The 22,953-nt window shown below is 67.1% G+C and carries 15 protein-coding genes and 1 tRNA gene; 5 read left to right on the top strand and 11 right to left on the bottom strand.

Annotated elements, in window-relative coordinates:
• Nucleotides 1-3,651, bottom strand: a complete 3,651-nt coding sequence (gene mfd, locus ASG92_RS14015) for a transcription-repair coupling factor (RefSeq protein ID WP_056629347.1) — start codon at nucleotides 3,649-3,651, stop codon at nucleotides 1-3.
• Between the two features lie 209 nt (nucleotides 3,652-3,860).
• Between mfd and ASG92_RS14010 the strand changes: the two genes are divergently transcribed.
• The 4 genes from ASG92_RS14010 to nhaA all read left to right on the top strand — a co-directional run bounded on the left by ASG92_RS14010 (nucleotide 3,861) and on the right by nhaA (nucleotide 7,406).
• Nucleotides 3,861-5,087, top strand: a complete 1,227-nt coding sequence (locus ASG92_RS14010) for an SDR family oxidoreductase (RefSeq protein WP_240987135.1) — start codon at nucleotides 3,861-3,863, stop codon at nucleotides 5,085-5,087.
• A gap of 47 nt (nucleotides 5,088-5,134) precedes the next feature.
• Entirely contained in the window at nucleotides 5,135-5,632 is a 498-nt protein-coding gene (locus ASG92_RS14005) for a DUF2505 domain-containing protein (protein WP_056629345.1), read from the top strand.
• A gap of 4 nt (nucleotides 5,633-5,636) precedes the next feature.
• Nucleotides 5,637-5,858: a hypothetical protein gene (locus ASG92_RS14000; protein ID WP_056629344.1), complete on the top strand. Its 222-nt coding sequence runs from the start codon at nucleotides 5,637-5,639 to the stop codon at nucleotides 5,856-5,858.
• Between the two features lie 189 nt (nucleotides 5,859-6,047).
• Entirely contained in the window at nucleotides 6,048-7,406 is a 1,359-nt protein-coding gene (gene nhaA / locus ASG92_RS13995; RefSeq protein WP_056629342.1) for a Na+/H+ antiporter NhaA, read from the top strand.
• Between the two features lie 60 nt (nucleotides 7,407-7,466).
• Here nhaA and sufU read toward each other — a convergent pair whose 3' ends face one another.
• The 9 genes from sufU to ASG92_RS13950 all read right to left on the bottom strand — a co-directional run bounded on the left by sufU (nucleotide 7,467) and on the right by ASG92_RS13950 (nucleotide 19,824).
• Nucleotides 7,467-7,916 carry a Fe-S cluster assembly sulfur transfer protein SufU gene (sufU, locus tag ASG92_RS13990; RefSeq protein ID WP_056629340.1) on the bottom strand — a complete coding sequence of 150 codons (450 nt, stop codon included), beginning with the start codon at nucleotides 7,914-7,916 and terminating at the stop codon, nucleotides 7,467-7,469.
• A gap of 31 nt (nucleotides 7,917-7,947) precedes the next feature.
• Nucleotides 7,948-9,273 (bottom strand): cysteine desulfurase, encoded by a 1,326-nt coding sequence (locus tag ASG92_RS13985; RefSeq protein WP_056629338.1) that lies wholly within the window; start codon nucleotides 9,271-9,273, stop codon nucleotides 7,948-7,950.
• A gap of 549 nt (nucleotides 9,274-9,822) precedes the next feature.
• Complete coding sequence (locus ASG92_RS13980) at nucleotides 9,823-12,558, bottom strand: LuxR C-terminal-related transcriptional regulator (RefSeq protein ID WP_240987134.1); 2,736 nt, start codon at nucleotides 12,556-12,558, stop codon at nucleotides 9,823-9,825.
• 7 nt (nucleotides 12,559-12,565) lie between these two features.
• Entirely contained in the window at nucleotides 12,566-15,301 is a 2,736-nt protein-coding gene (locus tag ASG92_RS13975; protein ID WP_056629335.1) for a LuxR C-terminal-related transcriptional regulator, read from the bottom strand.
• A 163-nt stretch (nucleotides 15,302-15,464) separates the two neighbouring features.
• The gene (gene pth / locus ASG92_RS13970; protein ID WP_056629332.1) at nucleotides 15,465-16,049 is read right to left on the bottom strand and encodes an aminoacyl-tRNA hydrolase; all 585 of its coding nucleotides are present in this window, start codon (nucleotides 16,047-16,049) and stop codon (nucleotides 15,465-15,467) included.
• A gap of 191 nt (nucleotides 16,050-16,240) precedes the next feature.
• Nucleotides 16,241-16,849, bottom strand: coding sequence for a 50S ribosomal protein L25/general stress protein Ctc (locus ASG92_RS13965; RefSeq protein WP_056629330.1), 609 nt, complete (start codon nucleotides 16,847-16,849; stop codon nucleotides 16,241-16,243).
• Between the two features lie 319 nt (nucleotides 16,850-17,168).
• The gene (locus tag ASG92_RS13960) at nucleotides 17,169-18,149 is read right to left on the bottom strand and encodes a ribose-phosphate diphosphokinase (protein ID WP_056629328.1); all 981 of its coding nucleotides are present in this window, start codon (nucleotides 18,147-18,149) and stop codon (nucleotides 17,169-17,171) included.
• On the bottom strand, nucleotides 18,146-19,645 hold the full coding sequence (glmU, locus tag ASG92_RS13955; protein WP_056629325.1) for a bifunctional UDP-N-acetylglucosamine diphosphorylase/glucosamine-1-phosphate N-acetyltransferase GlmU: 1,500 nt from the start codon (nucleotides 19,643-19,645) through the stop codon (nucleotides 18,146-18,148). The genes ASG92_RS13960 and glmU overlap by 4 nt, the downstream gene beginning before the upstream one ends.
• Before the next feature lie 107 nt (nucleotides 19,646-19,752).
• Nucleotides 19,753-19,824: transfer RNA gene (locus tag ASG92_RS13950), tRNA-Gln, on the bottom strand.
• A gap of 247 nt (nucleotides 19,825-20,071) precedes the next feature.
• Here ASG92_RS13950 and ASG92_RS13945 point away from each other — a divergent pair.
• Nucleotides 20,072-20,671: a TetR/AcrR family transcriptional regulator gene (locus ASG92_RS13945; RefSeq protein ID WP_056629650.1), complete on the top strand. Its 600-nt coding sequence runs from the start codon at nucleotides 20,072-20,074 to the stop codon at nucleotides 20,669-20,671.
• Nucleotides 20,672-21,094: 423 nt separating this feature from the next.
• Here the strand turns inward: ASG92_RS13945 and ASG92_RS13940 are convergent, their stop codons facing one another.
• Nucleotides 21,095-22,921 carry an ABC-F family ATP-binding cassette domain-containing protein gene (locus ASG92_RS13940; RefSeq protein ID WP_056629324.1) on the bottom strand — a complete coding sequence of 609 codons (1,827 nt, stop codon included), beginning with the start codon at nucleotides 22,919-22,921 and terminating at the stop codon, nucleotides 21,095-21,097.
• Nucleotides 22,922-22,953: the final 32 nt, after the last annotated feature.

Below are 22,953 nucleotides of genomic sequence, written 5' to 3'. Positions count from 1 at the left end.
TCAGCCGCCTACTGCCGGTGCGGCAAGAGGCGCGTCGGAGAAGATGTTGCGGATCACGCCGTTGGCCCACTCCAGGATTTCGGCGTCCTGGAGGTCCCGTCCGCCGATCTTCGCCGTCTTCGGCTTGGGGATCAGCACGGCGTCGAGCGCCGGCTTCGACTGGGCGCCCGGATACATGCGGTTAAGGCGCATGGTCTTGGACTCCGGAAGCTGCGCGGGCGAGAACTTGATGAAGTTGCCCTGCAGCGCGACGTCGGACAGTCCGGCTTCCCGGGCTCCCACCCGGAAGCGTGCCACCGCCACCAGGTTCTGCGCGGGCAGCGGCGGCTCGCCGTAGCGGTCCACGAGCTCGGCGAGCACTTCGTCGATTGCCTCGTGCGTGATCGCCGCCGCCAGCTTGCGGTAGGCCTCCAGCCGGAGGCGCTCGCCCGGAACGTAGTCGTGCGGCAGGTGCGCGTTGACCGGAAGCTCGATCTTCATCTCGGCGGGCTTTTCCTCGGCTTCGCCGCGGTAGTCCGCCACGGCCTCGCCCACAAGCCGGATGTAGAGATCGAAGCCGACGCCCTGGATGTGGCCGGACTGTTCACCGCCCAGCAGGTTGCCGGCGCCGCGGATTTCGAGGTCCTTCATGGCCAGCTGCATGCCGGCGCCGAGCTCGTTGTGCGTGGCCACCGCCTTCAGGCGTTCGAGCGCCACTTCGCCCAGGGGCTTCTCCGAGGGATACAGGAAGTAGGCGTAGGCCCGCTCGCGTCCGCGGCCCACGCGGCCGCGCAGCTGGTGAAGCTGCGAAAGCCCGTATTTGTCGGCGCCGTCCACGATCAGCGTGTTGGCGTTGGAAATATCGAGCCCGGTTTCGATGATGGTGGTGCAGACCAGCACGTCGAATCGCTTCTCCCAGAAGTCCACGATGATCTGCTCGAGCCGGCTCTCCGACATCTGCCCGTGCGCCACTTCAACCCTGGCCTCGGGCACCAGCTCGCGGATCTTGGCGGCGGTCCGTTCAATCGTGGCGACGCGGTTGTGCACGAAGAACACCTGGCCCTCGCGCATGAGCTCGCGCCGGACCGCGGCGGAGGTCTGCTTGTCGGTGTACGGCCCCACGTAGGTCAGCACCGGATGCCGTTCCTCGGGCGGCGTGGCGAGGGTGGAGGTTTCCCGGATGCCCGTCAGGGACATCTCCAGGGTCCGGGGAATCGGGGTGGCGCTCATGGCGAGCACATCCACGTTGGTACGCATCTTCTTCAGCGCTTCCTTGTGCTCCACGCCGAAGCGCTGCTCCTCGTCCACGATCACGAGGCCCAGGTCCTTGAAGGCGAAGTCCTTGGAGAGCAGCCGGTGCGTGCCGATCACCACGTCCACGGTCCCGTTCTTCACGCCCTCCGCCGTTTCCTTCGCCTCCTTCGACGCCTGGAACCGGGACAGCGGCTTCACTTTCAGCGGGAAACCGGAGAACCGCTCCGTGAACGTCTCGTAGTGCTGCTGCGCGAGCAGGGTGGTGGGCACCAGCACGGCCACCTGCTTGCCGTCCTGTACGGCCTTGAACGCGGCGCGCACGGCAATTTCGGTCTTGCCGTAGCCGACGTCGCCGGACACCAGGCGGTCCATGGGGATCTCGCGCTCCATGTCCGCTTTGACCTCGTTGATGGTGGTGAGCTGGTCCGGCGTCTCCACGTAGGGGAAGGCCTCCTCGAGCTCACGCTGCCAGGGGGTGTCCGGGCCGAACGCATGGCCTCGGGACGCCATCCTGGCGGAATAGAGCCGGATGAGCTCGCCGGCGATTTCCTTGACCGCCTTGCGCGCCTTGGACTTGGTGCTGGCCCAGTCAGAGCCTCCCATCTTGCTCAGCACGGGAGTGTCGCCGCCCACGTAGCGCGTCACCTGGTCCAGCTGGTCCGTGGGGACGAAGAGCCTGTCCCCCGGCGCCCCGCGCTTGGAGGGCGCGTACTCCAGCACCAGATACTCGCGGACGCCGTCCCCGCCGCCGGCGACCTTGCGCTGGATGAGTTCCACGAACCTGCCGATGCCGTGCTGTTCGTGGACCACGTGGTCCCCTGCCAGCAGCTGCAGCGGGTCCACGGCGTTGCGCCGCTTGGACGGCATGCGGCGCATGTCCTTCGTGGAGCCCGCCGACGTACGTCCCAGCAGGTCGGCCTCCGTCAGCAGCCCGGTTTTCAGCCCGTCCAGGACAAAACCGCGTCCGACGGCGGCCGTGGTCACCTCGATGATCCCCGCCTGGGGTTCGTGGTCCAGGGAGTCCACCCGGGCGCACGGAATGTCGGCGTCGTGGAACAGCTCAGCCAGGCGCTGCGCCGGCCCGGGCCCTTCCGTGGCCACCACGATGCGCCACTGGTCCCGCACGTGGGAACCGATGAAGTCCATCATTTCGGCTACGTCGCCCTGGTAGCCCCGGGGTTCGCGGGCATGGAGGTTGAGCACGTTGATGTCCTGGGTGAGTTCCTCGTCAGTGGCCAGCGAGGTGATGGACCACCAGGACACCTCATGGCCCAAGGCCGCGGAACGGGTCTCGGTCAGCGAGCGGAAGCTGGCGGAGTGCAGGGCCGCGGAGGCCTGTGAGCTCAAGTCCAAAGGTGCAGTCCCGCCGTCGGACGCCGTGGACCACGCCGCCTCCAGGAACTCCTCATTCGTTGCCGCGAGGTCGTGCGCCCGGGTCCGGACCTTCTCCGGCTCAACCACCACCGAAATGGACCCGGCGGGGAGCTGCTCCATGAACGGAACCATCGCGTCCACCAGCACGGGGGCCAGGGATTCCATGCCCTCCACGGCGATGCCGCCGGCGATCTTTTCCAGCATGTCCGCGGCGGCGGGGAGCTGCGACTTCAGGGTGGCTGCGCGGGACATCACCGAGGGGGTGATGAGGATTTCGCGGCACGGCGGGGCATGCAGTTCGGTCGGGTGGTGAAGCCCGGGCGCGGTCAGCGAGCGCTGGTCGGCGACGGCGAACCAGCGCATCTGGTCCACCTCGTCGCCGAAGAAATCCACCCGGATGGGGTGGTCCTCGGTGGGCGGGAAGACGTCCAGCATGCCGCCGCGGACGGCGAACTCGCCGCGGCGGGTCACCATGTCCACCCGGGCATAGGCGGCGTCGGCGAGGCTCTTTACGACACTGCTGAAGGGGGCCTCCTGGCCGACCTTCAGGGTCACGGGCACCAGTTCGCCCAGGCCGGCCACAATCGGCTGGACCACGGCGCGAACGGGAGCCACCACCACCCGCAGGGGTCCCGCCGTCGTACTTTCCGGGTGCGCCAGCCGGCGCAGCACCGAAAGCCGGCGCCCCACGGTGTCAGATCGCGGCGACAACCGCTCGTGCGGGAGCGTTTCCCAGCTGGGGAACTCCGCCACGGCGTCAGCCGGCAGGTAGGCCCGCAAGGCTGCCGTCAGGTCCTCCGCCTCGCGTCCCGTGGCCGTGACGGCCAGGACCACGCCGGGTGCGGCATCCCCGCCCGGAGCCTGCGCGAGCCCGTCCGCCATCTCCGCCAGCAGCACGGCGCGCAGGCCCGCGGGGGCGCTGATCTGGTAGTCCTCGCTGCGGACGCCGAAGCTCCTGGCTGCCTCGGCCTGAACGCGGGCGAAAGTCTTGTCTGCGGCGAGGACGCGGCGCAGGCCGGTGAGGGACGGGCCGGTGGGGCTCATGGCAGGATCTCCTGTGGTTTTTCACTTCGAACGCAGGCAACACGAAAACCCGAAATTCGCGAGAATGCCGGGTGTTCCCAGCCTACCCCCGCCGACCGCGGGGCGGCATCCGGGCGCCTGCGGGCCCGTTGCTAAGCTTGCTTGGCAGATGAAGTTGGGCCCGGCACCACAGCCATCCTAAGGAGACTCCATGAGCGACCACCCCGGAAATGACCGCAGGACTGTGCTGGTCACGGGCGCCACGGGCTATATCGGCGGGCGGCTGGTCCCGCAACACGAAACTGTCCACGCACATGCGCTCCCGGGAGGCCGTGGGCGAGGTCTTCCTGTCCGGCCCCGTGGACGCCATCGTGTTCCAGGCCGGCGTGGTGATCGGCTCCGGCTCGGCCTCGTTCGAGATGATCCGGCACCTCGCCGAAACGCTTCCCCTCATGCCCGCCCCCAGCTGGGTGCGGAACCGGATTGAGGCCATCGCCGTCCGGGACGTCCTGCATTACCTGGTGGGCGCCGCCTCACTGCAGGAACGGCTCAACCGGACCTTCGACATCGGTTCCAGGGACGTCCTGAGCTACGCCGGCATGATGCAGGAGTATGCCGCCGAGGCGGGCCTGCCGCGGTGCCCGGTCCTGGCACTGCCCATCCCGGCGCCCCGGCTCGCCGGCCTGTGGGTGGCACTGGTGACCCCGATTCCGCTGTCCATGTCCGTCCCGCTGGTGCAGTCGCTGCAGCATGACGCCGTCTCCGCCGAACATGACATCGACAACTACATCAAACAGCCCGACGGCGGCCTGACCGGCTACCGCAAGGCCGTGGCCCTTGCGCTCGGCAAGGAACGCGGCGGCCAGGTGGAAACCACGTGGGCCAACGCCGGCGCTGACGCCGATCCGCTGCCCAGCGACCCCCATTGGGCGGGGCACAAAGTCTACGTGGATGAGCGGACGTTCCACGGCGATGTTGACCCCGCGCATGTCTGGACCATCGTCGAGGGCATCGGCGGCAAGAACGGCTGGTATTCCCTGCCGCTCGCGTGGAGCGTCCGCGGCTGGCTGGACAAGCTTTCGGGCGGCGCCGGCCTGCTGAGGGGCCGGCGGCACCCCCACCACCTGGTCTCGGGCGAGGTGGTGGACTGGTGGCGCGTGGAGCGGATCGAGCGCGGCCGGCTGCTCCGGCTGCGGGCCGAGATGCGCGCGCCGGGACGAGCCTGGCTTGAGCTGTCCGTGGAGCCTGACGGAGCCGGCAGCCGCTACCGCCAGCGGGCCATTTTCTTCCCCAAGGGACTCAGCGGCCGGCTCTACTGGCTGGCCGTCCTTCCGTTCCACAGCCTGATCTTTCCGGCGATGTCGCGCAACATCACCGCCGCGGCGCGGAAGATCGCAGGTGCGGAAAAGTCCGGTGACAAGACGCCCGGTGACAAGGAGACCCAGGCAACCCCGTAGGATGTTGGGAGCAAAAAGCGTTCTGACCCCACAACAATGGAGGATCCATGGCACTGAGTGCATCCACTACCCTTCCCCACGGCGTCGACAAGGTCGCTGAAGTCTTCGCCAACGAGGACTTCCAGCGCCACACCAGCGAATTCGTGGGCGGCAGCCTCGAGTCCTTCACCGTGGACGGTGATGTTGCCGGCGCCTTCAGCACCACCTCGGTACGCACCCTCCCCACCACCCGCCTGCCGGAAATCGCCCGCAAGTTCGTGGGTGAAACACTCAAGGTGACCCAGGTGGAGAACTGGGACGCCCCGGCCGCCGACGGCTCCCGCCAGAGCAACATCTCCCTCAAGATCGCGGGAGCCCCCCTCGATGTCACGGCAGTCCAGCGCCTCGTGGCTGACGGCGGCAGCACCCGCGTGGAGCTTGAGGGCAGCGTCACGTCCTCCGTCCCGTTCCTGGGCGGCAAGATTGCCGAAGCAGCCGAGCCCATGGTGGGCAAGGCGCTGAACATCCAGTCCCAGCAGGCCCAGGCCTGGCTCGAAAGCCACTAACGCCATGGACGTCCCCGCCGTACTGGCCTGGATCCTGATCATCTCCGGCTTCTGGTCGCTCGTGGTGTGGCCGCAGTTCCTGCGCCGGGTGATGAAGGACCCGCGGGCGCGGGACGCCGCCGGAAAGGCCACGAAGTTCCTCACAGTCCACGTGGTGCTCGTGGCGGTATCCATGGTTCTGGGTGCCGCCACGGCCGGAATCGGCATCGCGGCGCTGCTCGGCTGAGCGGCGCCGCTATGGACAGAACCCCGGCCTGCTGACGCGGCCGGGGGTTCTGCTGTCCCGGCCGCCAGGTCGACTGTCGCGACCGGCCTGCCTGTCGCGGCCGGGCTGCCTCCGCTAAGCTGGCAACAAAGGTGCGCCGGGAAGTCTGGTCGGCAATACGTTTGCCGACCCCCTGAGCAAGGAGCCCCAGTGGCCAAGCCGCCCCTTCCTTCCCGTGCACGCCCGGTCTTTAGCCGCTCCACCTATAGGGAATACCTCCGGATAACAGCCATCCTCCGGCTGGAGACGGTGGGCGGGGCCCTGCTCCTCGCAGCCACGGCCGCCGCCCTGATCTGGGCCAATTCCCCTGCAGCAGGCGCCTATTTCGGCCTGCGGGACCTGGAACTGGGCTTTGAGCCGTGGCATCTGCGGCTAAGCGTGGGCCACTGGGCCTCGGACGGCCTGCTCGCAATCTTCTTCTTCATTGCCGGACTGGAACTGAAGCGGGAGTTTGTTTCCGGCGAACTCCGCAGACCCTCCAGGGCAGTCGTTCCCGTGACCGCGGCCGCGGGCGGAGTGGCCGTGCCGGCCATCATTTACTCCGCGGTGACCTGGAGCCAGGGTGCCGAGGCCCTCAGGGGCTGGGCGATCCCCACAGCCACGGACATCGCGTTCGCCTTGGCCGTGCTGGCCGTCATCAATACCCACCTCCCGGCCGCGCTCAGGACTTTCCTGCTGACGCTGGCCGTGGTGGATGACCTGATCGCCATCGCCATCATCGCATTCTTCTACTCCGCCGGCCTGCAGCCCGTTTTCCTGCTGGCCGCCCTGGTCCCGCTGGCGCTCTTTGCCTTGCTGGTGCAGAAACGCATCAGCCATTGGTACCTGCTGGTACCGCTGGCGGCGGCCACCTGGGCCCTTGTGCATGCCTCGGGGATCCACGCCACCGTGGCCGGCGTCCTGCTCGGGTTCACCGTCCCGGTTCTCGTTTCGAGGCAGGACCGCCGCCCGGTGCGGGCAGGGGCCGCCGGCCAAGGCCATGGCGGCGGCCCGGCCCAGGGCATGGCCGAACGACTGGAGCACGTGCTGCGGCCGGTCTCCGCCGGCTTTGCGGTGCCCGTCTTCGCCTTCTTCTCCGCCGGGGTCGCGATCGGCGGAGCCGCGGGGATCGCCTCCGCCCTCGCCGACCCCGTGGCGCTGGGAATCGTGGCCGCTCTGGTCGCGGGCAAGGCGATCGGCGTCTTCGGTGCCACCTACGCCGTCACCAAAACCACGCGGGCAAAGCTCGACGACGGGCTGAAGTGGATCGACGTTGCCGGACTTTCGCTCCTCGCGGGGGTGGGCTTCACGGTGTCCCTGCTCATCGCTGAACTGAGCTTCGGACCCGGTTCGGTGCACGACGATCACGCGAAGGTGGCCATCCTGGCCGGCTCGCTGACGGCGTCGGCGATTGCCGCCGTCGTGCTTAAGGCCCGAAACCGGCACTACCGCCGGGTGGAGCTTGAGGAAAAGCGGGACGACGACGGCGACGGCGTGCCGGATGTTTTCGAGCGGACTGGACAGGGCTGACCGGAAAGACAGGGCTGACCGGAAAGACAGGGCTGACCGGAGCGGCCAACAACTGAACTGCTACGCCGCCTGGTTCAGGGCGTCCTCCGCGGCAACCCAGGAGATCATGGCGCACTTCACCCGCGCTGCGTAGCGGGCCACGCCCTCAAACGCGGCGGCATCGCCCAGGACTTCGGGATCGGCGTGGACTTTTCCGCGCGAGCGCAGGACCTCGCGGAAGTTGCCGATCACCGAGCGCAGTTCATCCACGGACATGCCTTCAGCCATCTCGCTCAGCACGGACGCGGACGCCATCGAGATCGAGCAGCCGGCACCGTCCCACGCCAGCTGGGCAACGGTCCCGTGGTCCACCGCAACACGCAGGGTGACCTCGTCGCCGCAGACGGGATTCAGCTGGTGCGACTGGCCGGTGGACGCGCCGTCGGGAGCTGGCGTCTCCGACAGGCCGCTGCCATGCCTGGCCTTGGAATGGTCCAGGATGATCTGCTGGTAAAGCTGGTCGAGGCTCATGCTCAAGTACCTGTCTTCGTATAGCCGGGCGCTAGGCCCGGAAGTAGGCGCGGACCCCGGACACTGCATCCAGGAATTCGTCGACGTCGTCGGTGGTGTTGTACAAGTAGGCACTTGCCCGCGTGGTGGCCGTCAGGCCAAGGCGCCGGTGCAGTGGCTGGGCGCAGTGGTGGCCCACGCGGACAGCGATTCCGCGTGCGTCCAGGAACTGGCCGACGTCATGGGCGTGGACGCCGGCAACGTCGAACGCTGCCAGGCCAATGCGGTCCTGGCCCGCGGCCGGGCCCAGAACGCGGACACCGTCGATGCCTTCGAGGCCAGCCACCATGCGCTGGCCGAGTTCTGACTCCCAGCGGTGTACGCGGTCGATTCCGGTTTCCGTCAGGTAATTGACCGCGGCCGCAAGTGCCACCGCCTGGGAGATCTTCTGTGTCCCTGCCTCGAACCTCTGCGGCGAGGGAAGGTATTCGGCCCGTTCCATGGTCACGGTGGTGATCATGGACCCGCCGGTCTGGTAGGGCGGCAGCAGGTCCAGGAGCTCCTGCTTGCCGTACAGCACGCCGATGCCGGTGGGGCCGAGCATCTTGTGGCCCGAAAATACGGCAAAGTCGACGTCCAGCTTTTTGACGTCCAGGGACAGGTGCGGCGCCGACTGGCACGCATCCAGCACCACCAAGGCACCGGCGCGGCGCGCCAGGGCCACGAGTTCACTGACCGGATTGATCGTGCCGAGCACGTTGGAGGCGTGCGTGAAGGCCAGCAGCTTGGTGCGCTCCCCCACGATTTCCGCGGCCTGGTCCATGCGCAGCGACCCTGAGTCGTCGATCGGGATGTACCGCAGCGTGGCGCCGGTCCGGTAGGCCAGTTCCTGCCATGGAATCAGGTTTGCGTGGTGTTCCATTTCGGTGACCACGATCTCGTCGCCCGGCCCAAGGGCCAGTTCCCGCAGCCGCGCGTCCCCGCGTCCCTGGGCCGCCCACAGGCTGGCGTTGGAGAGCGCGTAGCTGATGAGGTTCAGGCCCTCGGTGGCGTTGGACGTCCAGACTGTTTCCTCGAACTGCGCGCCGACGAAGTCGGCCACAGTCTGCCGGGCGTCTTCGAATACTTCCGTGGCCTCAACGGCAAGGTGGTGGGCGCCGCGGTGCACGGCGGCGTTCCGCTGCTCGTAGAACTCCTGCTCGGCCTCGATGACGCTCAGCGGATTCTGTGATGTGGCACCGGAGTCCAGATAGATCAGCGGACGGCCATTGACCAGCTGGTCCAGTACGGGAAAGTCGTTCCGGATCCGCAGGACTTCCGCGTTGTCCATGGCGGGAAGGGCACGCGAGAGCGTGGGTGGCGTTGATACGACGGCCAATGGGACTCCTTGGGGTGCCTTGAGGTACCTCTCAATTGTCCCACAGCACAGTAAAGGCGGCCCTTCCCCGGGAAAGGCCGCCCTGACTGCGCCGGAATCCTCCGGCACGCCTACTACGTATAAGGGCCGGCGACGGCTGGGGGGAGAGCCTCGGTCTCAGAAGGCTCTGACGTCGCCGGCCCCGTCTTCACCCGGAGCACTGCTGCGGCGGGAAGTATGCGGATCGAGACCTGCACTGCCTGGCGGCAGCTGAGGCGGTGCACTTAATCACCGCTTCTGCTGCCTCTCTTAGTTAATCGCGCACAGCCATTTCCGGCACGAGTAATGTGTACTCGTTTTTTCGGGGAATCGACTACTGGTCCGCGCAGGCGGCCCTGCGGCTCCCGGGACGGCGCGGAAACCGGGCACGTCTGTGTACGGGTTCGCGGCAGGATAGTCGGCGCTACGCAGGCGCGACAGGCAGCGCAGGCGGCTGGGGGTGCTTCGGTGGCAGGGGCTACTTCTTGGGCAGAGCGACTTCGTGGCCGCGCAGCTACTTCTTCGGCAGGGCTATTTTTTCGGCAGGGCCAGGGCGAGCTCATCCCGCCGGCGGACGCCAAGTTTGACGTAGCTCCTGTACAGGTGGCCTTCGACGGTCCTGACCGACACCATGAGCTGCTGGGCGATCTCACGGTCGGACAGCCCCTGCACTGCCAGCTCCACGATGTCCCGCTCGCGGCGGGTCAGGTGGACACTCGGGACCGAGGCGATGAACGGGCTCTCCCTGAATCGCTCGCCCAGCTCCTCGTCGCACTTCTCCCGGTGGGCCACGGCCTGGCGGGCGCGCCGCCGCTCCCCGGCGCCGTCCAGCAGGGCACCTGCCCGGGCGTATCCCTCACGCGCCAGGTTGATCAGGCCGGCTTCTTCCAGTCCCGCGGCGGTCTCCATGAGGACGTCAGCGTCCTCCGAGGCCCACGCCTGGGCCAGCTGCCTCCACCCGGCCGCCCAGCGGCCTTCAACGGCACCGGCCAGCGAAGCAATCTCCTGGATGACCGACCGGTCGCCCAGATCGGAACATAGGATCAGGCATTCCATCCTGATGCCCGGCTGGGCCGCAACAGGGTCTGACGCCGCGAGCTCCCGGAGTTTGTCCAGCCCGCTGCCCTTCCGGTCCAGATACTCGGCTGCCGCGGCCGCATACGCCTCCGCCAGGAGATCGCATCCCGGGCCGCTGGCATGCCTTGCGGCGATGAAGTCCTGTTCGAGCCGCTTGGCCTGGGCGGTATCCCCCAGCCGCGCTGCCGCGTAGAAGGCCAGCGCCGAGCCGAACCTGAACTCCTGGAGTGGATCGTTGACGCGAAGGGCCTCGACTGCAGGCAGGAGAACCTGATAGCCGCGTTCCAGCTGCCCCTGCCGCAGGAACCCCAGGCCGCGCAGCACCTGGATTCCGCCGCCAAATGTGGCTGCCCCCTCGGCCCGCTCCGGCGGGTACGTCGACAGCTCATGCTCCGCATTCTCCCAGTTGCCGGCAGCCAGCGACGCCGTGACAAGGCGGGTCAGGAGAAACTCATTGAAGAAATACAGGCCTCCGTGCAGTGCCGGCAACGAAGGTGCCGCTGCCAGGGCGGCTGCGTGACCCTGGTGTGCCAGCCCGGCCGACACCAGGGTTTGGGCCAGCAGGGCCTGAGCCACCGCGTGGGTGGTCTCGCTGACAGACGCGGCACGGAGGTCTGCCCTGGACCGTTCACTGCCCGGCCCACCTGTGGTCTCCCCGGTGGTGCCCGCCGCCCCGGATCCGGCGCCGGCAACGCCCGCGTACCCGAGTGCGGCAATGACTTTGTGTATCCCCTCGTGATCGCCGGCGTCAGCCAGCTCGAGCAGCCCGTGGATCCGGTCCTGCCAGGAATCCGCCGCCTCGAGTCCGGCGCCTTCGAGTTGGTGCCGGGATTCGGCGCGAAGGAGCTGGGCGGACTTGCCCAGCGCCAAATGGGCCGACGCCCTGAGCATGAGAATGTGCGGAGCTTCAGGATCTCCGGCGAGCTCAAGCCAGCACCCGTCCAGAAGGGACGCGGCTTCCCGGTACTTGCCTTCGTTGAAGAGTGCCCTCGCGGTGATGGACTGTCCATGCGCCAGCAGTTCCGGGGTCCGGACGTGTGCCGTCATGAGGCGGGCACCGGCATTGTTGAACATGGTCACGGCCAGCAGCGCGGCGTCCAGCAGGTCCGGATCAGGCACGTCCATGCCGCACTCCAGTGACCACTCGACCATCCGCAGTCTGCCTTCGGCTCCGGCATTCCGGGTGTCAAGGTACCCGTTCAGTTTTTGTCGCAGCTGCAGGCTCCTGGAGACTGACACCTGGTGCCGCATGGATTGGCCCAGGATGGGATGCCACAGCCGCAGTTCGCTTTGCCGGCCGGTGGATTCGCTCACGATCTGGTTATCCAGGAGGGACCGCACAACGGCGGCTCCGCACACGTCTTCGATCAGGCTGCGCTGCACGGGTTCGGCGAGCGCGATGACCCGCAGGGCATCCTGTTCCTCCGGAGTTCTGCGGAGGAGATCCTTGACGACGACGTCAGAGAGCCTGGGCCCGTCGGCCGGCAGAGGTCCCAGGAGCAGCCAGATCCCGTTGCGTTTGACGAGGGTCCCGTCCGCGACCGCATCGCTGAGCAGGCAGTTCAGGAGCAGGGGGTTCCCGCCCGAAGCCGACCACAGCGATTGCACGGTGCTGGCCGGGACAGTCCCCTGCAGGGTGTGTTCCACTACCTCTGTCACCTGGTCCCCGGTGAGGGGCCGGAGGTCGACGCGCTCAGCGAGGCCGTCGTACCACAGCTGGTTCAGTGCCTGCGGCAGTCCGGGACGTGGACGGCCGGCGGCCAGCACGCTGGCCCACCCGGCCGACATCATGTCCACCACCAGGCTTGCGGTGGCGTCGTCAAGGTGGTGGGCGTCGTCCACGACAAGGAGCAGGGGAACGTCGTTGACCCCCTTGAGCTGCTGAAAATAAGTCCAGACCGCCCTGAGGACGGCCACCGGGGAGTCCGCCTCTTCTGCGGGGAGTTCAGCCGTGTAAGGGGCCAGCACACCGTAGGGGACCTTGGCGAGGGAGGAGCTGCCATGGATGCGCAGGATGGTCATTTCCGCAGCCATCCTCTCGCTGACGGCGTCCGTGACCGAGGACTTCCCGATGCCGGGCCCCGCCATGAGGTAGACAGCCTGGCTCGCCCGGCTGCGGATAATGCTGCAGACGTGCTCGATCGCTTCCCGGCGGCCCGTGAGCTGCCTCTGGTCGGATTCCGCCTTCACGCGGCCATTAGACGAGTCCAGGCAGATCACCCCTGGAAGTCACGCCGAGCTTCGTGAAGACCTGGTACAGGTGACCTTCTACGGTGCGGACGGAGACGCCCATCTCCAAGGCAATATCGCGGTTGGAGACGCCCTTTCCTGCCAGCCGGGAAATCTGCCGCTCACGGGCGGTCAGGAGGGGGCTGCCGCTGCTCGGGATGATCGGCAGGCTGGGCACTGTGGCGGTGAGGTTGTCCAGCCGGGCCTGCGCTATGCGGGCGGAGGCGGAATCGCCGGAGTGCCGCGCAAAGTCCACGGCAAGCGCAACGCACCGCGCCTCCACCGCATCGAGTTCGAGCTCCGCAGCGAGGTGCGCTCCTTCCAGGAGTACTTTGGCGTCCTTGGTGCGGCTGCCCACGGCGATCAGGCGGGAGATCTCGGCCAGCTTTCCCTGGCGATGGCCGGCGACCTCCTCCAGCAGCCGGAAGTCGTCGTCGGTGCCGTTGACCGTGGCACCCAGCAGGCTGATCCCCGCGAGGGTGTACCGGCCCGCGGCAATGTCGCGCCGGGCTGTCTCCAGCAGGCGCTTGACGGCGTCGGTGTCTCCAAGCCACCTCCCGGCCATGTCGGCGCAGAAATCGGTGATGGTCTGAGTGCCGAAGTTGCAGGGGCCCCTCGCGCCGCGCAGTTTGTCGAGGTACTTGCGGGACTGTCCCGCGTTGCCGATCTGCGCGTACGCGAAGGCCGTGGCTGCATAGGCTGCCTGGAGCATGTTCAGGACCGGGCGCAGCTCCAGCTGGGCCACAGCGGACAGCAGCGAATCAAGCGCAACGGCACCGCGGCCGGAATAGACGTAGGCGATTCCGGTGGCCAGCTCGGTGGCTGACGTCCGGTGGGCTAGGCGGCGCTCCGTCTGGCCTTTCGGCGGGCCGACCAGGTCCAGGCAACGCTGCCACTCGCCGGCCTGCAACAGCACACCGAAGGCCGTCATCGAGAACCTCTCGCGGAGGCCGGTCATGGGGCCGGCGTCGGAAAGCTGGCCGCCAACCCGCCTCATCAGCTGGAGGGCGTCCATTTCCCTGCCGACGGCGGAGAGGGCCTGCATGAGGATCATGGAGGCTTGGATGCGGAACCCCGTGTCCTTGTTGGTGGCCGGGTCCGCAGCTTCCTCAAGCGCCTCGATCATGGGGGCATAGTCGCCGATGAAGGTCTTGTATTCGAACTCTGTCAGCGTGAGGCGGTTCAGGGCGGCACCCAGCGGTTCGGGCCAGGTGGTGGCCATGCCGGGAGACACCCCCAGGCGCGCGCGCGCCTTTTCCAGCTCCGCCGGGACTTTGTCGGTCAGTTCCGGCAGCCAGACCATGACCCGGCACTTGTGTGCCACAGCGTTGGCGAATTCCTCCACGCCGAGCTGGTCCAGTTGCGCCTGCGAAATGTCGTCGAGGGCGGCCATGGCCTGCAGCGGCAGATCGAGCAGCAGGTAGGCGGAGGCCGAGTGCTGCTGCCCGACGACCCATTCGGCGTCGGTCCTCTTGAGGCTCTCGAGGCAGCTGAGCGCAAACCGAGGGTCGAACAGCTGCACGGCCGCCTCGGCAGCGGCAACTGCCAAAGCCGGGCTGAGTTCTGCCTGGCATTCCCGCGTCCAGGCAGCGAATTCGATGCGCTCTTCCATGGACAGGTTGGACAGCTCGGGTTCCGCCCCGTTCAGCAGCTGGTCCCGGAGTTCCCGCCGCCGCGAAATGCTCAACCAGGAACGGACGACGTCCCCCAGGTACTGTTCCCTTAGGGATACCCAGCGGGCCTCGGTGTCGCCCACGGTGAGCAGGCCGGCATCCTCCATGTCGGCCACGGTGGCGGTGCCGTAGATCTCGGTCAGCCGGGCCAGGGCCACCCTGCGGGCACAGGACAGCATTTCGATGACCTCGCGGGTTTCCGGGGTTTCACGGGACCAGCGGGAGCGGACTATGTCATCGAGGCCGGTGGCGCCGTCGAGCACCACCTTGTCCCGCAAAGTCCATACGGAATCGGACAGGACGAGGTTTCCTGACTGCTGCTGCTCCGTAACGAGCGCTTTGAGCAGCAACGGGTTACCGCCGACGATGGCGTGGTAGGTACTCACGAGCGAGGCTGACACGCGGTGGCCAAGCAGGGTCAGCAGCACCTGCCGGGTCTGCAGTTCGTTAAGGTTCTCCAGCCGCACTTCGGTGAGCCGGCGGTCTGTGAGCAGCCAGTGGAAATCTGCGGGAAGGTCGCTGGTACCGGGGGCAATGGCGATCACCCTGGCGGTGCGCGTGAGCATGATGTTCAGGAGGACGCCGGCGCTCATGTCGTCGATCATGCCGGTGGTGTCCAGGGTGATGACGCAGTCCCTGCCTGCGGCATCGCTGCGGATGAGGGACGTGATCCCTTGGAGGATGGCCGTGGGTGAACCCATCGCCGATTGCGGAAGCCTGGCGAGCAGGAAAGCGAGGCAACCGTATGAGGTCGGTGAACCGGTCAGGGGGCTGCGGAGCTGAATCGCCCAAACGTCAGGGCCAAGTTCTGCCACCGCGGTGCGTGCGAGCGAGGATTTGCCCACGCCCCGGGCACCCGTAATTACTACCCCCAGGGACTCGGGATCCGTCAGCGCATTGCGGATGGCTTCGAGGTCTGCACTGCGCGCCGGCACCGACCATCGTTGAAGGTCCGTTCCGCCGGCAGCCGCTGGCCCGGCCAGCACGCCCGCCGTAGACCCACGTCCCCAGCTCAGTGGCTCAATTGACATGAACTTTTCCTTACATCCCGCTTGGCAGGATTAAGGCCCCATCGCCTCCCCCGCTTAGAAGAAGACTACCCCGTTACCCCTGCCGTAAAACAGGGCATTGAATCACTTTTCGCAGACCTTGAGGTGACCTTGATATTCCCCGGGCGGAATATGAATTTGCCGCTCAGACTTTCGCGGGATGAAACCTCTGTTGTGCAGCGGTCAGGCCCTCCCTGATCAGCAGTTCCACGGCGTCTGAGGCATCGTCCAGCAGGAAAGGCAGCTCCTTTTTTTCGGCAGGAGCGAAGTCCCGCAGGACGTAATCTGCCGCGTCCATCCGGCCCGGCGGCCGGCCGACCCCCACACGGACGCGAAGGTAGTCCTTGGTGGCAAGCGCCTTGGAAATGTCCCGAAGCCCGTTGTGGCCTCCTTCGCCGCCGCCGATCTTGAGTTTCACCGTGTTAAAGGGAATATCGATTTCGTCATGGACCGCCACCACCCGGGACGGGTCAACGTCGTAGAACCTGGCCAGGGCGGACACGGGGCCGCCGGAGACGTTCATGTACGTGCTGGGTTTCGCCAGCACGAGGCGCGGGCCTCCGATTCCGAGCCGGCCTTCAAGGATCTGGGCCCTGGACTTGTGGGCCTTGAAGTTCCCGCCGATGCGCGCGGCCAGTTCGTCGAGGACCATCTGGCCCACGTTGTGCCGGTTGCGGCTGTACTCGGGTCCGGGGTTTCCGAGGCCTACGATCAGCCAGGTGTCAGTCATGCATCAATCCTAAAGTGGTCATCCGGCGGGCCGGGAGAGCAGCGCGGGCAACAGAAGCGGGCCAGCAACAGTGCGGGAGGGAGTGGTTCAACGCCCGGCGGCTCACCGCCGGTACGCCAGTGGCCGGGCCCGAACGGGACCCGGCCACTGTTACACGGTGCGTGACCGCACCGCTTATTGAAGCGTGGTATTTACTCGGCGGAAGCTTCGGCCGGAGCTGCTTCTGCGGCGGCAGCCGCTTCTTCGCCTTCTTCTTCGGCAGCCTCGATGGCTTCGGAGATGTTGACGACGAGGGACTCGGCGTCGGTCAGCAGCACGGAGCCCTTCGGGAGGACCAGGTCGGAGGCGTGGATGTGCTCGCCGGCCGCGCGGCCTTCAATGTCTACCTCGACGGCGGTGGGCAGGTGGGTTGCCTCGGCCTCGAGGGAGACAACGGTGAGCTCCAGGTTGTGGACGGTGCCCGGGGCGGTTTCGCCGGACAGGTGAACGGGAACATCCACGGTGACCTTCTCGCCCTGGCGGACGGTCAGGAGGTCAATGTGCTCGATGATCTGCTTGATCGGGTTGCGCTGGATGTCCTTGACAAGGGCAAGGTGTGCCTCGCCGTTGATGTCCAGGGACAGCAGGGCGTTCGCGGTGCGCGCGGCCAGCGTGGTGGCCTTGGCGGGGAGGGTGATGTGGATGGGCTCTGCGCCGTGGCCGTAGATGACAGCCGGGATCTTGCCGTCCATGCGGGCGCGGCGGGCGTAGCCCTTGCCGAATTCGGCGCGTACTTCTGCTGCGAGCTTCTGCTCAGACATGTGTTTCTCCTGGTGGCTTTACTGTGTTGAACAAGGCTGTGTTGATCAAAACTGCGTTCAACAAGGCTGTGTTCAACAAGGCTGTGTTCAACAAAACTGTGTTCAGCAAGGGCGGAGGTCTGCAGCGACCTTCAACGCCGGGCGGCCGGGGGCCGGCCCTTCCAGAAGGGAGTTTCAGACCCAGTCGATAACGGAGACCAGCAGTCCGGATTTCCGGAGGTGCTCTCCCTCGCCAAGGTATCGGGAAAAATCCTACCAGCGTTGTGCCCGATTACTGAAAACGGGCACAACGCCGGCCGGCGACGTTCAGTCAGCTATGTCAGGCGTTGCCGTCGAACAGGCTGGTGACCGAACCGTCGTCGAACACTTCACGGATGGCACGCGCAATGAGCGGTGCGATGGAGAGGACCGTGAGTTCGGGGAAGCGCTTGTCCGGCGTGATGGGCAGCGTGTTGGTGACCACCACTTCACGGGCGCCGGACTCGGAGAGCCGCCGCGCGGCGGGATCGGAGAAGACCGCGTGCGTGGCAGCGATGATGACATCCTTGGCGCCGGCGTTCTTGAGCACCTGGACGGCGCCGGAGATGGTTCCGCCGGTGTCGATCATGTCGTCGATGAGGACGCAGGTCCGTCCTTCGATCTGGCCCACGACGGTCTTGGACACGGCTTGGTTGGGCACCGTGAGGTCACGGCTCTTGTGCACGAAGGCCAGCGGCGCGCCGCCGAGGCGCTCCGCCCACTGCTCCGCCACGCGGACTCGTCCGGTGTCCGGGGAGACCACGGTGATGTTTTCGGCTTCGACCCTGGTGCGGATGTAGTCCGCGAGCAGCGGGATGGCCATGAGGTGGTCCACGGGGCCGTCAAAGAAGCCCTGGATCTGGGAGGTGTGCAGGTCCACGCTCATGATGCGGTCGGCGCCGGCTGTCTTGTACATGTCCGCCACCAGGCGGGCCGAGATGGGCTCGCGGCCGCGGCCCTTCTTGTCCTGGCGCGCATAGGGGTAGAACGGCGAGACGACAGTGATCCGCTTGGCCGAGGCCCGCTTCAGCGAATCGATCATGATCAGCTGTTCCATGAGCCAGTTGTTCAGCGGTGCCGGGTGGGCCTGGATGACGAAGGCGTCGGTTCCGCGGACGCTCTCGCCGGCGCGGACGTAGATCTCGCCGTTGGCGAAATCATAGGCGTCGACCGGCAGCAGCTCCGTGCCCAGCTCCTTGGCGATTTCCCGGGCAAGCTCCGGGTGGGCACGCCCTGCGGCGAGCACCAGCTTCTTCTCGCCGCGAGCCGTAATTTCGGTCATGGTTGCGTGCCCTCTTCTGTAGATGCCGGGGAATTTGGGGAATCTTTGCGGGCTTCGCGGGCCGCTGCGGCTTCTGCCAGTTCCGCGGACAGCGTGCCAGGGCGGTTTGCCTTGACCCAGCCCTCGTCGTTGCGCTGCGCGGCCATGGACAGCGCCAGGGCTCCTGCGGGTACGTCCTTGCGGATCACGGCTCCGGCGCCGCTGTAGGCACCGTCCCCCACCGTGACCGGTGCGACGAATACTGTGTTGGAACCGGTGCGGACGCCCGAGCCGATCACCGTGCGGTGCTTCTTCTCGCCGTCGTAATTGGCGGTGATGTTGCCGCAGCCGATGTTGGTGTCCTCGCCGATTTCGGCGTCCCCGGCGTAGCCCAGGTGCGACAGTTTGGAGCCGCGGCCGATTTTCACGTTCTTGGTTTCGTAGAAGGCGCCGATCTTGCCGGTCTCCCCCAGGATGGTGCCCGGGCGCAGGTAGGTGAACGGCCCGACGCTCGCGCCCGCGCCGATCTCCGCACCCGAACCGTGGGTGCGCGTCACTTTGGCGCCCTCGCCGATGCGGACATCGGTCAGGGTGGAGTCGGGGCCGACGACGGCGTCCCTCGCCACTGTGGTGCCGCCGTGCAGCTGGGTGTTGGGCAGGATCCGGACGTCCTCGGCGAGCGTGACGGTGGAGTCGATCCACGTGGTGGCGGGGTCCACCACGGTGACCCCTGCGCGCATCCACGACTCCACGATCCGGCGGTTGTGTTCGGCGCCGAGGGCGGCGAGCTGCACGCGGTCATTGGCACCCTCGACCTGCCAGCGGTCGGCGGTGACGACGGCGGCGACCCGGCCGCCGGCTTCGCGGGCCAGCCCCAGGACGTCGGTCAGGTACTTCTCGCCCTGCGAGTTGTCGGTGGTGACGTGCCGGAGGGCGTCCCTCAGCACGGAAGCGTCGAAAGCGTAGATTCCTGAGTTGATTTCGCGGATTTCACGCTCGGCGTCGGTGGCGTCCTTGTGCTCGCGGATGCCGGTGACCGTTCCGTCTTCTCCGCGCAGGATGCGGCCGTAGCCCGCGGCATCCTCGAGGAGCGCGGTCAGCACCGTGACGGCGTTGCCCTCGAATTCGTGGGTGTTGACGAGTTCGGCGAGCATCTCGCCGGTCAGCAGCGGGACATCGCCGTAGGTCACGACCACGGTGCCGGCCACCGGGGCGTCGGCGTCGAGTGCCTCGAGCGCCACTTCAACGGCCCGTCCGGTGCCGGGAACCTCATCCTGGTCCACGATGAGGGCCTCGGGATCGAGCCCCTTGAGGTGGGCTGCCACGCGGTCCCGTTCGTGGCGGACCACAAGGGCGAGCCGCTGGGGGTTGATGCTGCGCGCGGCCAGCAAGGCGTGGCCGACCATGGAGCGGCCTCCGATTTCGTGGAGGATCTTGGGGGTACGGGACTTCATCCGGGTACCGGCACCTGCAGCTAGGACGATTACGGCGGCTGGGCCGGACTTCTCGGGGCTCACGTACGGGCTCTCCTTGCTCGGTTGCGCGGTACTACATGCGCGGCGTCCGAGCGTGTGCCCGGAACCGGCAACAGGCTTTATCCTACTGGACACCTCTGATGCAGCAGTTCCGCCCATAGGATTCGAACCTATACTCCACGGCTCCAAAGGCCGGGGTGCTGCCATTACACCAGGGCGGACCACGCCTAGGCCCAAAGGCCGAGGCACGAGAACCAATTCTGCCACGAACGTTGATGCTCGTGCGACCTCGGCCTGCCGGGCCGCCGGACCGGCGCGGACAGCGCGCCCGGACTTACCACGGACCGCTGGGCACCGCTTGGCGTAAGGCATGATGGGACGGTGAGCAACAGCACAGGGACGACTGACGGTGCGGGGAACCGGACAGCAAAGCCGGAGGCGGTCCCCGCGCGCATCCCGCGGTCCCGGATGACCGGGCCGCAGCGGCGTTCCCAGCTGGTGGAAGTGGGGCGGGGCCTCTTCGCGGTGCGCGGCCTGGACGGCACCACCATCGAGGAGATCGCCGCCGCGGCCGGCGTCTCAAAGCCCGTGATCTATGAACACTTTGGCTCGAAGGAGGGCCTGTACACCCAGGTGGTGGAATTCGAGTTCAAGATCCTGTTGGCCTCCATCAACGACGCCCTGGCCGACGAAGCCAAACCGAGGGTCCTGGTTGAACGTGCCGCCCTGGCCCTGCTGACGTACATCGAGGACCGCACCGACGGCTTCCGCATCCTCATGCGTGACGCTCCCCCGTCCCAGCCCGAAGGCGCCTTTTCCACCCTGCTCTCGCACGTCACGGCCCGGGTGGAGCACATACTGTCCGACGAATTCGCCCGCCGCGGCTTCAGTGCAGCCGACGGCGCCATGTACGCCCAGATGCTCGTGGGGATGGTGGCGATGACCGGCCAGTGGTGGCAGGACAGCCGCAAGCCCGACAAACGCGCCGTAGCCGCGCACCTCGTCAACCTCGCCTGGAACGGGCTGACCGGCCTCAAGAAGGAACCTGAGCTGCGCAGCGAGTCCTAAGCCCGCCGCCCATCGCCCTCTGTGGTCACCTACGCGGCGCAACGGCCCTTCGCCGTCGCCCGTGGTCACGTCCGCGGCGCAACGGCCCTTCGCCGTCGCCCGTGGTCACGTCCGCGGCGCAACGGCCCTTCGCCGTCGCTTAGACACGACGCAAAAGGGCCCCTACGGTCGCTGAGCGACCTTCGGAGCCCGATGCGCCGCGATGCGCTCCTACGCGAAGGTCCCCCGCACCGCTATTGCCGATCGTTCCGTTCGGGGCGGCGCATCCTCTGAGAGTCTGCCGCGTGCGACCGCCGGAGGCGGTTCTTCCGAAAGGAGCGCATCGCAGGGCATCGGGACGTGGAGGTCGCCCAGCGACCGGAGCGTCCCTTTTTGCCCTGTGTCTAAGCGACGCGGAAGGGCCGCTTCCGGCACCCGACGGCGCTACTCGCCCAGGACTTCCAGGGCTTCGAGCCATTCGAGTTCCAGGGCTTCGCGTTCTTCGGCCAGGGTCTTCAGCTTTTTGTTCTGCTCGGCGAGGGCGTCGAAGTCGGAGTCCGCGGTACTTTTCACCATTTGCTCGTGGAGCTTCTTCTCCTGCTGTTCGAGCTTGCCCAGCTGCCGCTCGATGCGGTTCTTGGCCTTGCGGGCGTCGCGCTTCTCCGCTTCCGAGGCTCCAGAGACGGCCTGTGCCGGACCTGAGCTGGCGGAGATGACCGGGTTTCCGCCGCCGGTAATGGTGGAACCGGCCAGCGCCGACTCGCGCAGTTCGAGGTACTGGTCCACGCCGCGCGGCAGGGCGCGGATCTTGCCGTCACCAAGGAGCGCCATCTGGTGGTCAGTCACGCGCTCCAGCAGGTAGCGGTCGTGGCTGACCACAACGAGGGTGCCCGGCCAGCCGTCCAGGACGTCTTCGACGGCGGCGAGCGTGTCGGTGTCGAGGTCGTTGGTGGGCTCGTCGAGCATCAGCACGTTCGGCTCGCCCACGAGGAGGCGCAGGAGCTGGAGGCGGCGACGCTCGCCGCCGGAGAGGTCCCTGACCGGTGTCCACTGCTTTTCGTTGGTGAAGCCAAGCTGTTCCACGAGCTGGCCGGCACTGAATTCCTTACCGCCGACGTTGAAGGAACGCTTTTCGCGCTCGATCACTTCGATGACGCGCAGGTCCGACACGTCGTCGAGCTCTTTGACCTCCTGGGTCAGCACGGCGGTGACAACCGTCTTGCCGCGTTTGACCTTGCCCGAGGTGGGCTGGATTTCTCCGTTGAGGAGCTTCAGCAGGGTGGTCTTGCCGGCGCCGTTGACGCCGACGAGCCCCAGCCGCTCCCCCGGCGCGAGGCGGAGGGTGATGTTGTCGAAGAGTTTCTGTCCGGGATCGCCGCCCAGGAAGTCCAGCGAGACGTGCTCGAGGTCCAGCACGTCCTTGCCGAGGCGCGCCGTGGCCATCTTGCTCAGCGCCATCGAGTCGCGCGGCTCCGGGACGTCGGCGATCAGGGCATTGGCCGCCTCGATGCGGAACTTGGGCTTGGCGGTGCGTGCGGGGGCGCCGCGACGCAGCCAGGCGAGTTCCTTCTTGACGAGCTGCTGGCGCTTGCCTTCCATCACCGATGCGGCGCGGTCGCGTTCGGCGCGGGCCAGGACGTAGGCCGCGTAGCCGCCTTCAAACGGGTCCATGATGCCGTCGTGGATTTCCCAGGTCTTGTTGCAGACTTCGTCGAGGAACCAGCGGTCGTGGGTGACTACCAGGAACGCGCCCTGGTTGGCCCGCCACCGGGTGTTCAGGTGCCGGGACAGCCAGGCCACGCCTTCGACGTCGAGGTGGTTGGTGGGCTCGTCGAGCATGATGACGTCGTGGTCTTCGATGAGGAGCTTGGCCAGCGCAACGCGGCGCTTCTGGCCGCCGGACAGGGCGTGCACGTTGGCGTGCCAGTCGACGTCGGACACCAGTCCGCCCATGACCTCGCGGATCTGCGGGTTTCGGGCCCATTCGTAGTCCGCCTGGTCGCCGACGATGGCGGCACCGACGGTGAGGTCGCCGTCGAGCACGTCACTCTGGTCCAGATATCCGACGTTGACGTCCCCGCGCTTGGTGACCCGGCCGGAATCAGGGGTGGACCGCAGTGCAAGCAGGCGCATCAGCGTGGACTTGCCGTCGCCGTTCCGGCCCACCATGCCGATCCGGTCGCCCTCCTCGAGTCCGAGGGTTACGCCATCGAGAACGGTGCGGGTTGCGTACGAGACCGAGAGGTTCTCGCCGCCGAGCAGGTGTGCCACGGGGAACTGCTTTCTTCTGCAAACGGGGAATC

Source organism: Arthrobacter sp. Soil736 (assembly GCF_001428005.1).
Taxonomy (GTDB): domain Bacteria; phylum Actinomycetota; class Actinomycetes; order Actinomycetales; family Micrococcaceae; genus Arthrobacter.
This window is presented reverse-complemented; position numbering and strand designations above follow the sequence as displayed.

Bases quoted from the DNA above. Each gene is read 5' to 3' on its own strand.
- mfd (WP_056629347.1), bottom strand. From the start codon at position 3,651: ATGAGCCCCACCGGCCCGTCCCTCACCGGCCTGCGCCGCGTCCTCGCC.
- ASG92_RS14010 (WP_240987135.1), top strand. From the start codon at position 3,861: ATGACCGCAGGACTGTGCTGGTCACGGGCGCCACGGGCTATATCGGCG.
- ASG92_RS14005 (WP_056629345.1), top strand. From the start codon at position 5,135: ATGGCACTGAGTGCATCCACTACCCTTCCCCACGGCGTCGACAAGGTC.
- ASG92_RS14000 (WP_056629344.1), top strand. From the start codon at position 5,637: ATGGACGTCCCCGCCGTACTGGCCTGGATCCTGATCATCTCCGGCTTC.
- sufU (WP_056629340.1), bottom strand. From the start codon at position 7,916: ATGAGCCTCGACCAGCTTTACCAGCAGATCATCCTGGACCATTCCAAG.
- ASG92_RS13975 (WP_056629335.1), bottom strand. From the start codon at position 15,301: ATGTCAATTGAGCCACTGAGCTGGGGACGTGGGTCTACGGCGGGCGTG.
- pth (WP_056629332.1), bottom strand. From the start codon at position 16,049: ATGACTGACACCTGGCTGATCGTAGGCCTCGGAAACCCCGGACCCGAG.
- ASG92_RS13965 (WP_056629330.1), bottom strand. From the start codon at position 16,849: ATGTCTGAGCAGAAGCTCGCAGCAGAAGTACGCGCCGAATTCGGCAAG.
- ASG92_RS13960 (WP_056629328.1), bottom strand. From the start codon at position 18,149: ATGACCGAAATTACGGCTCGCGGCGAGAAGAAGCTGGTGCTCGCCGCA.
- ASG92_RS13945 (WP_056629650.1), top strand. From the start codon at position 20,072: ATGACCGGGCCGCAGCGGCGTTCCCAGCTGGTGGAAGTGGGGCGGGGC.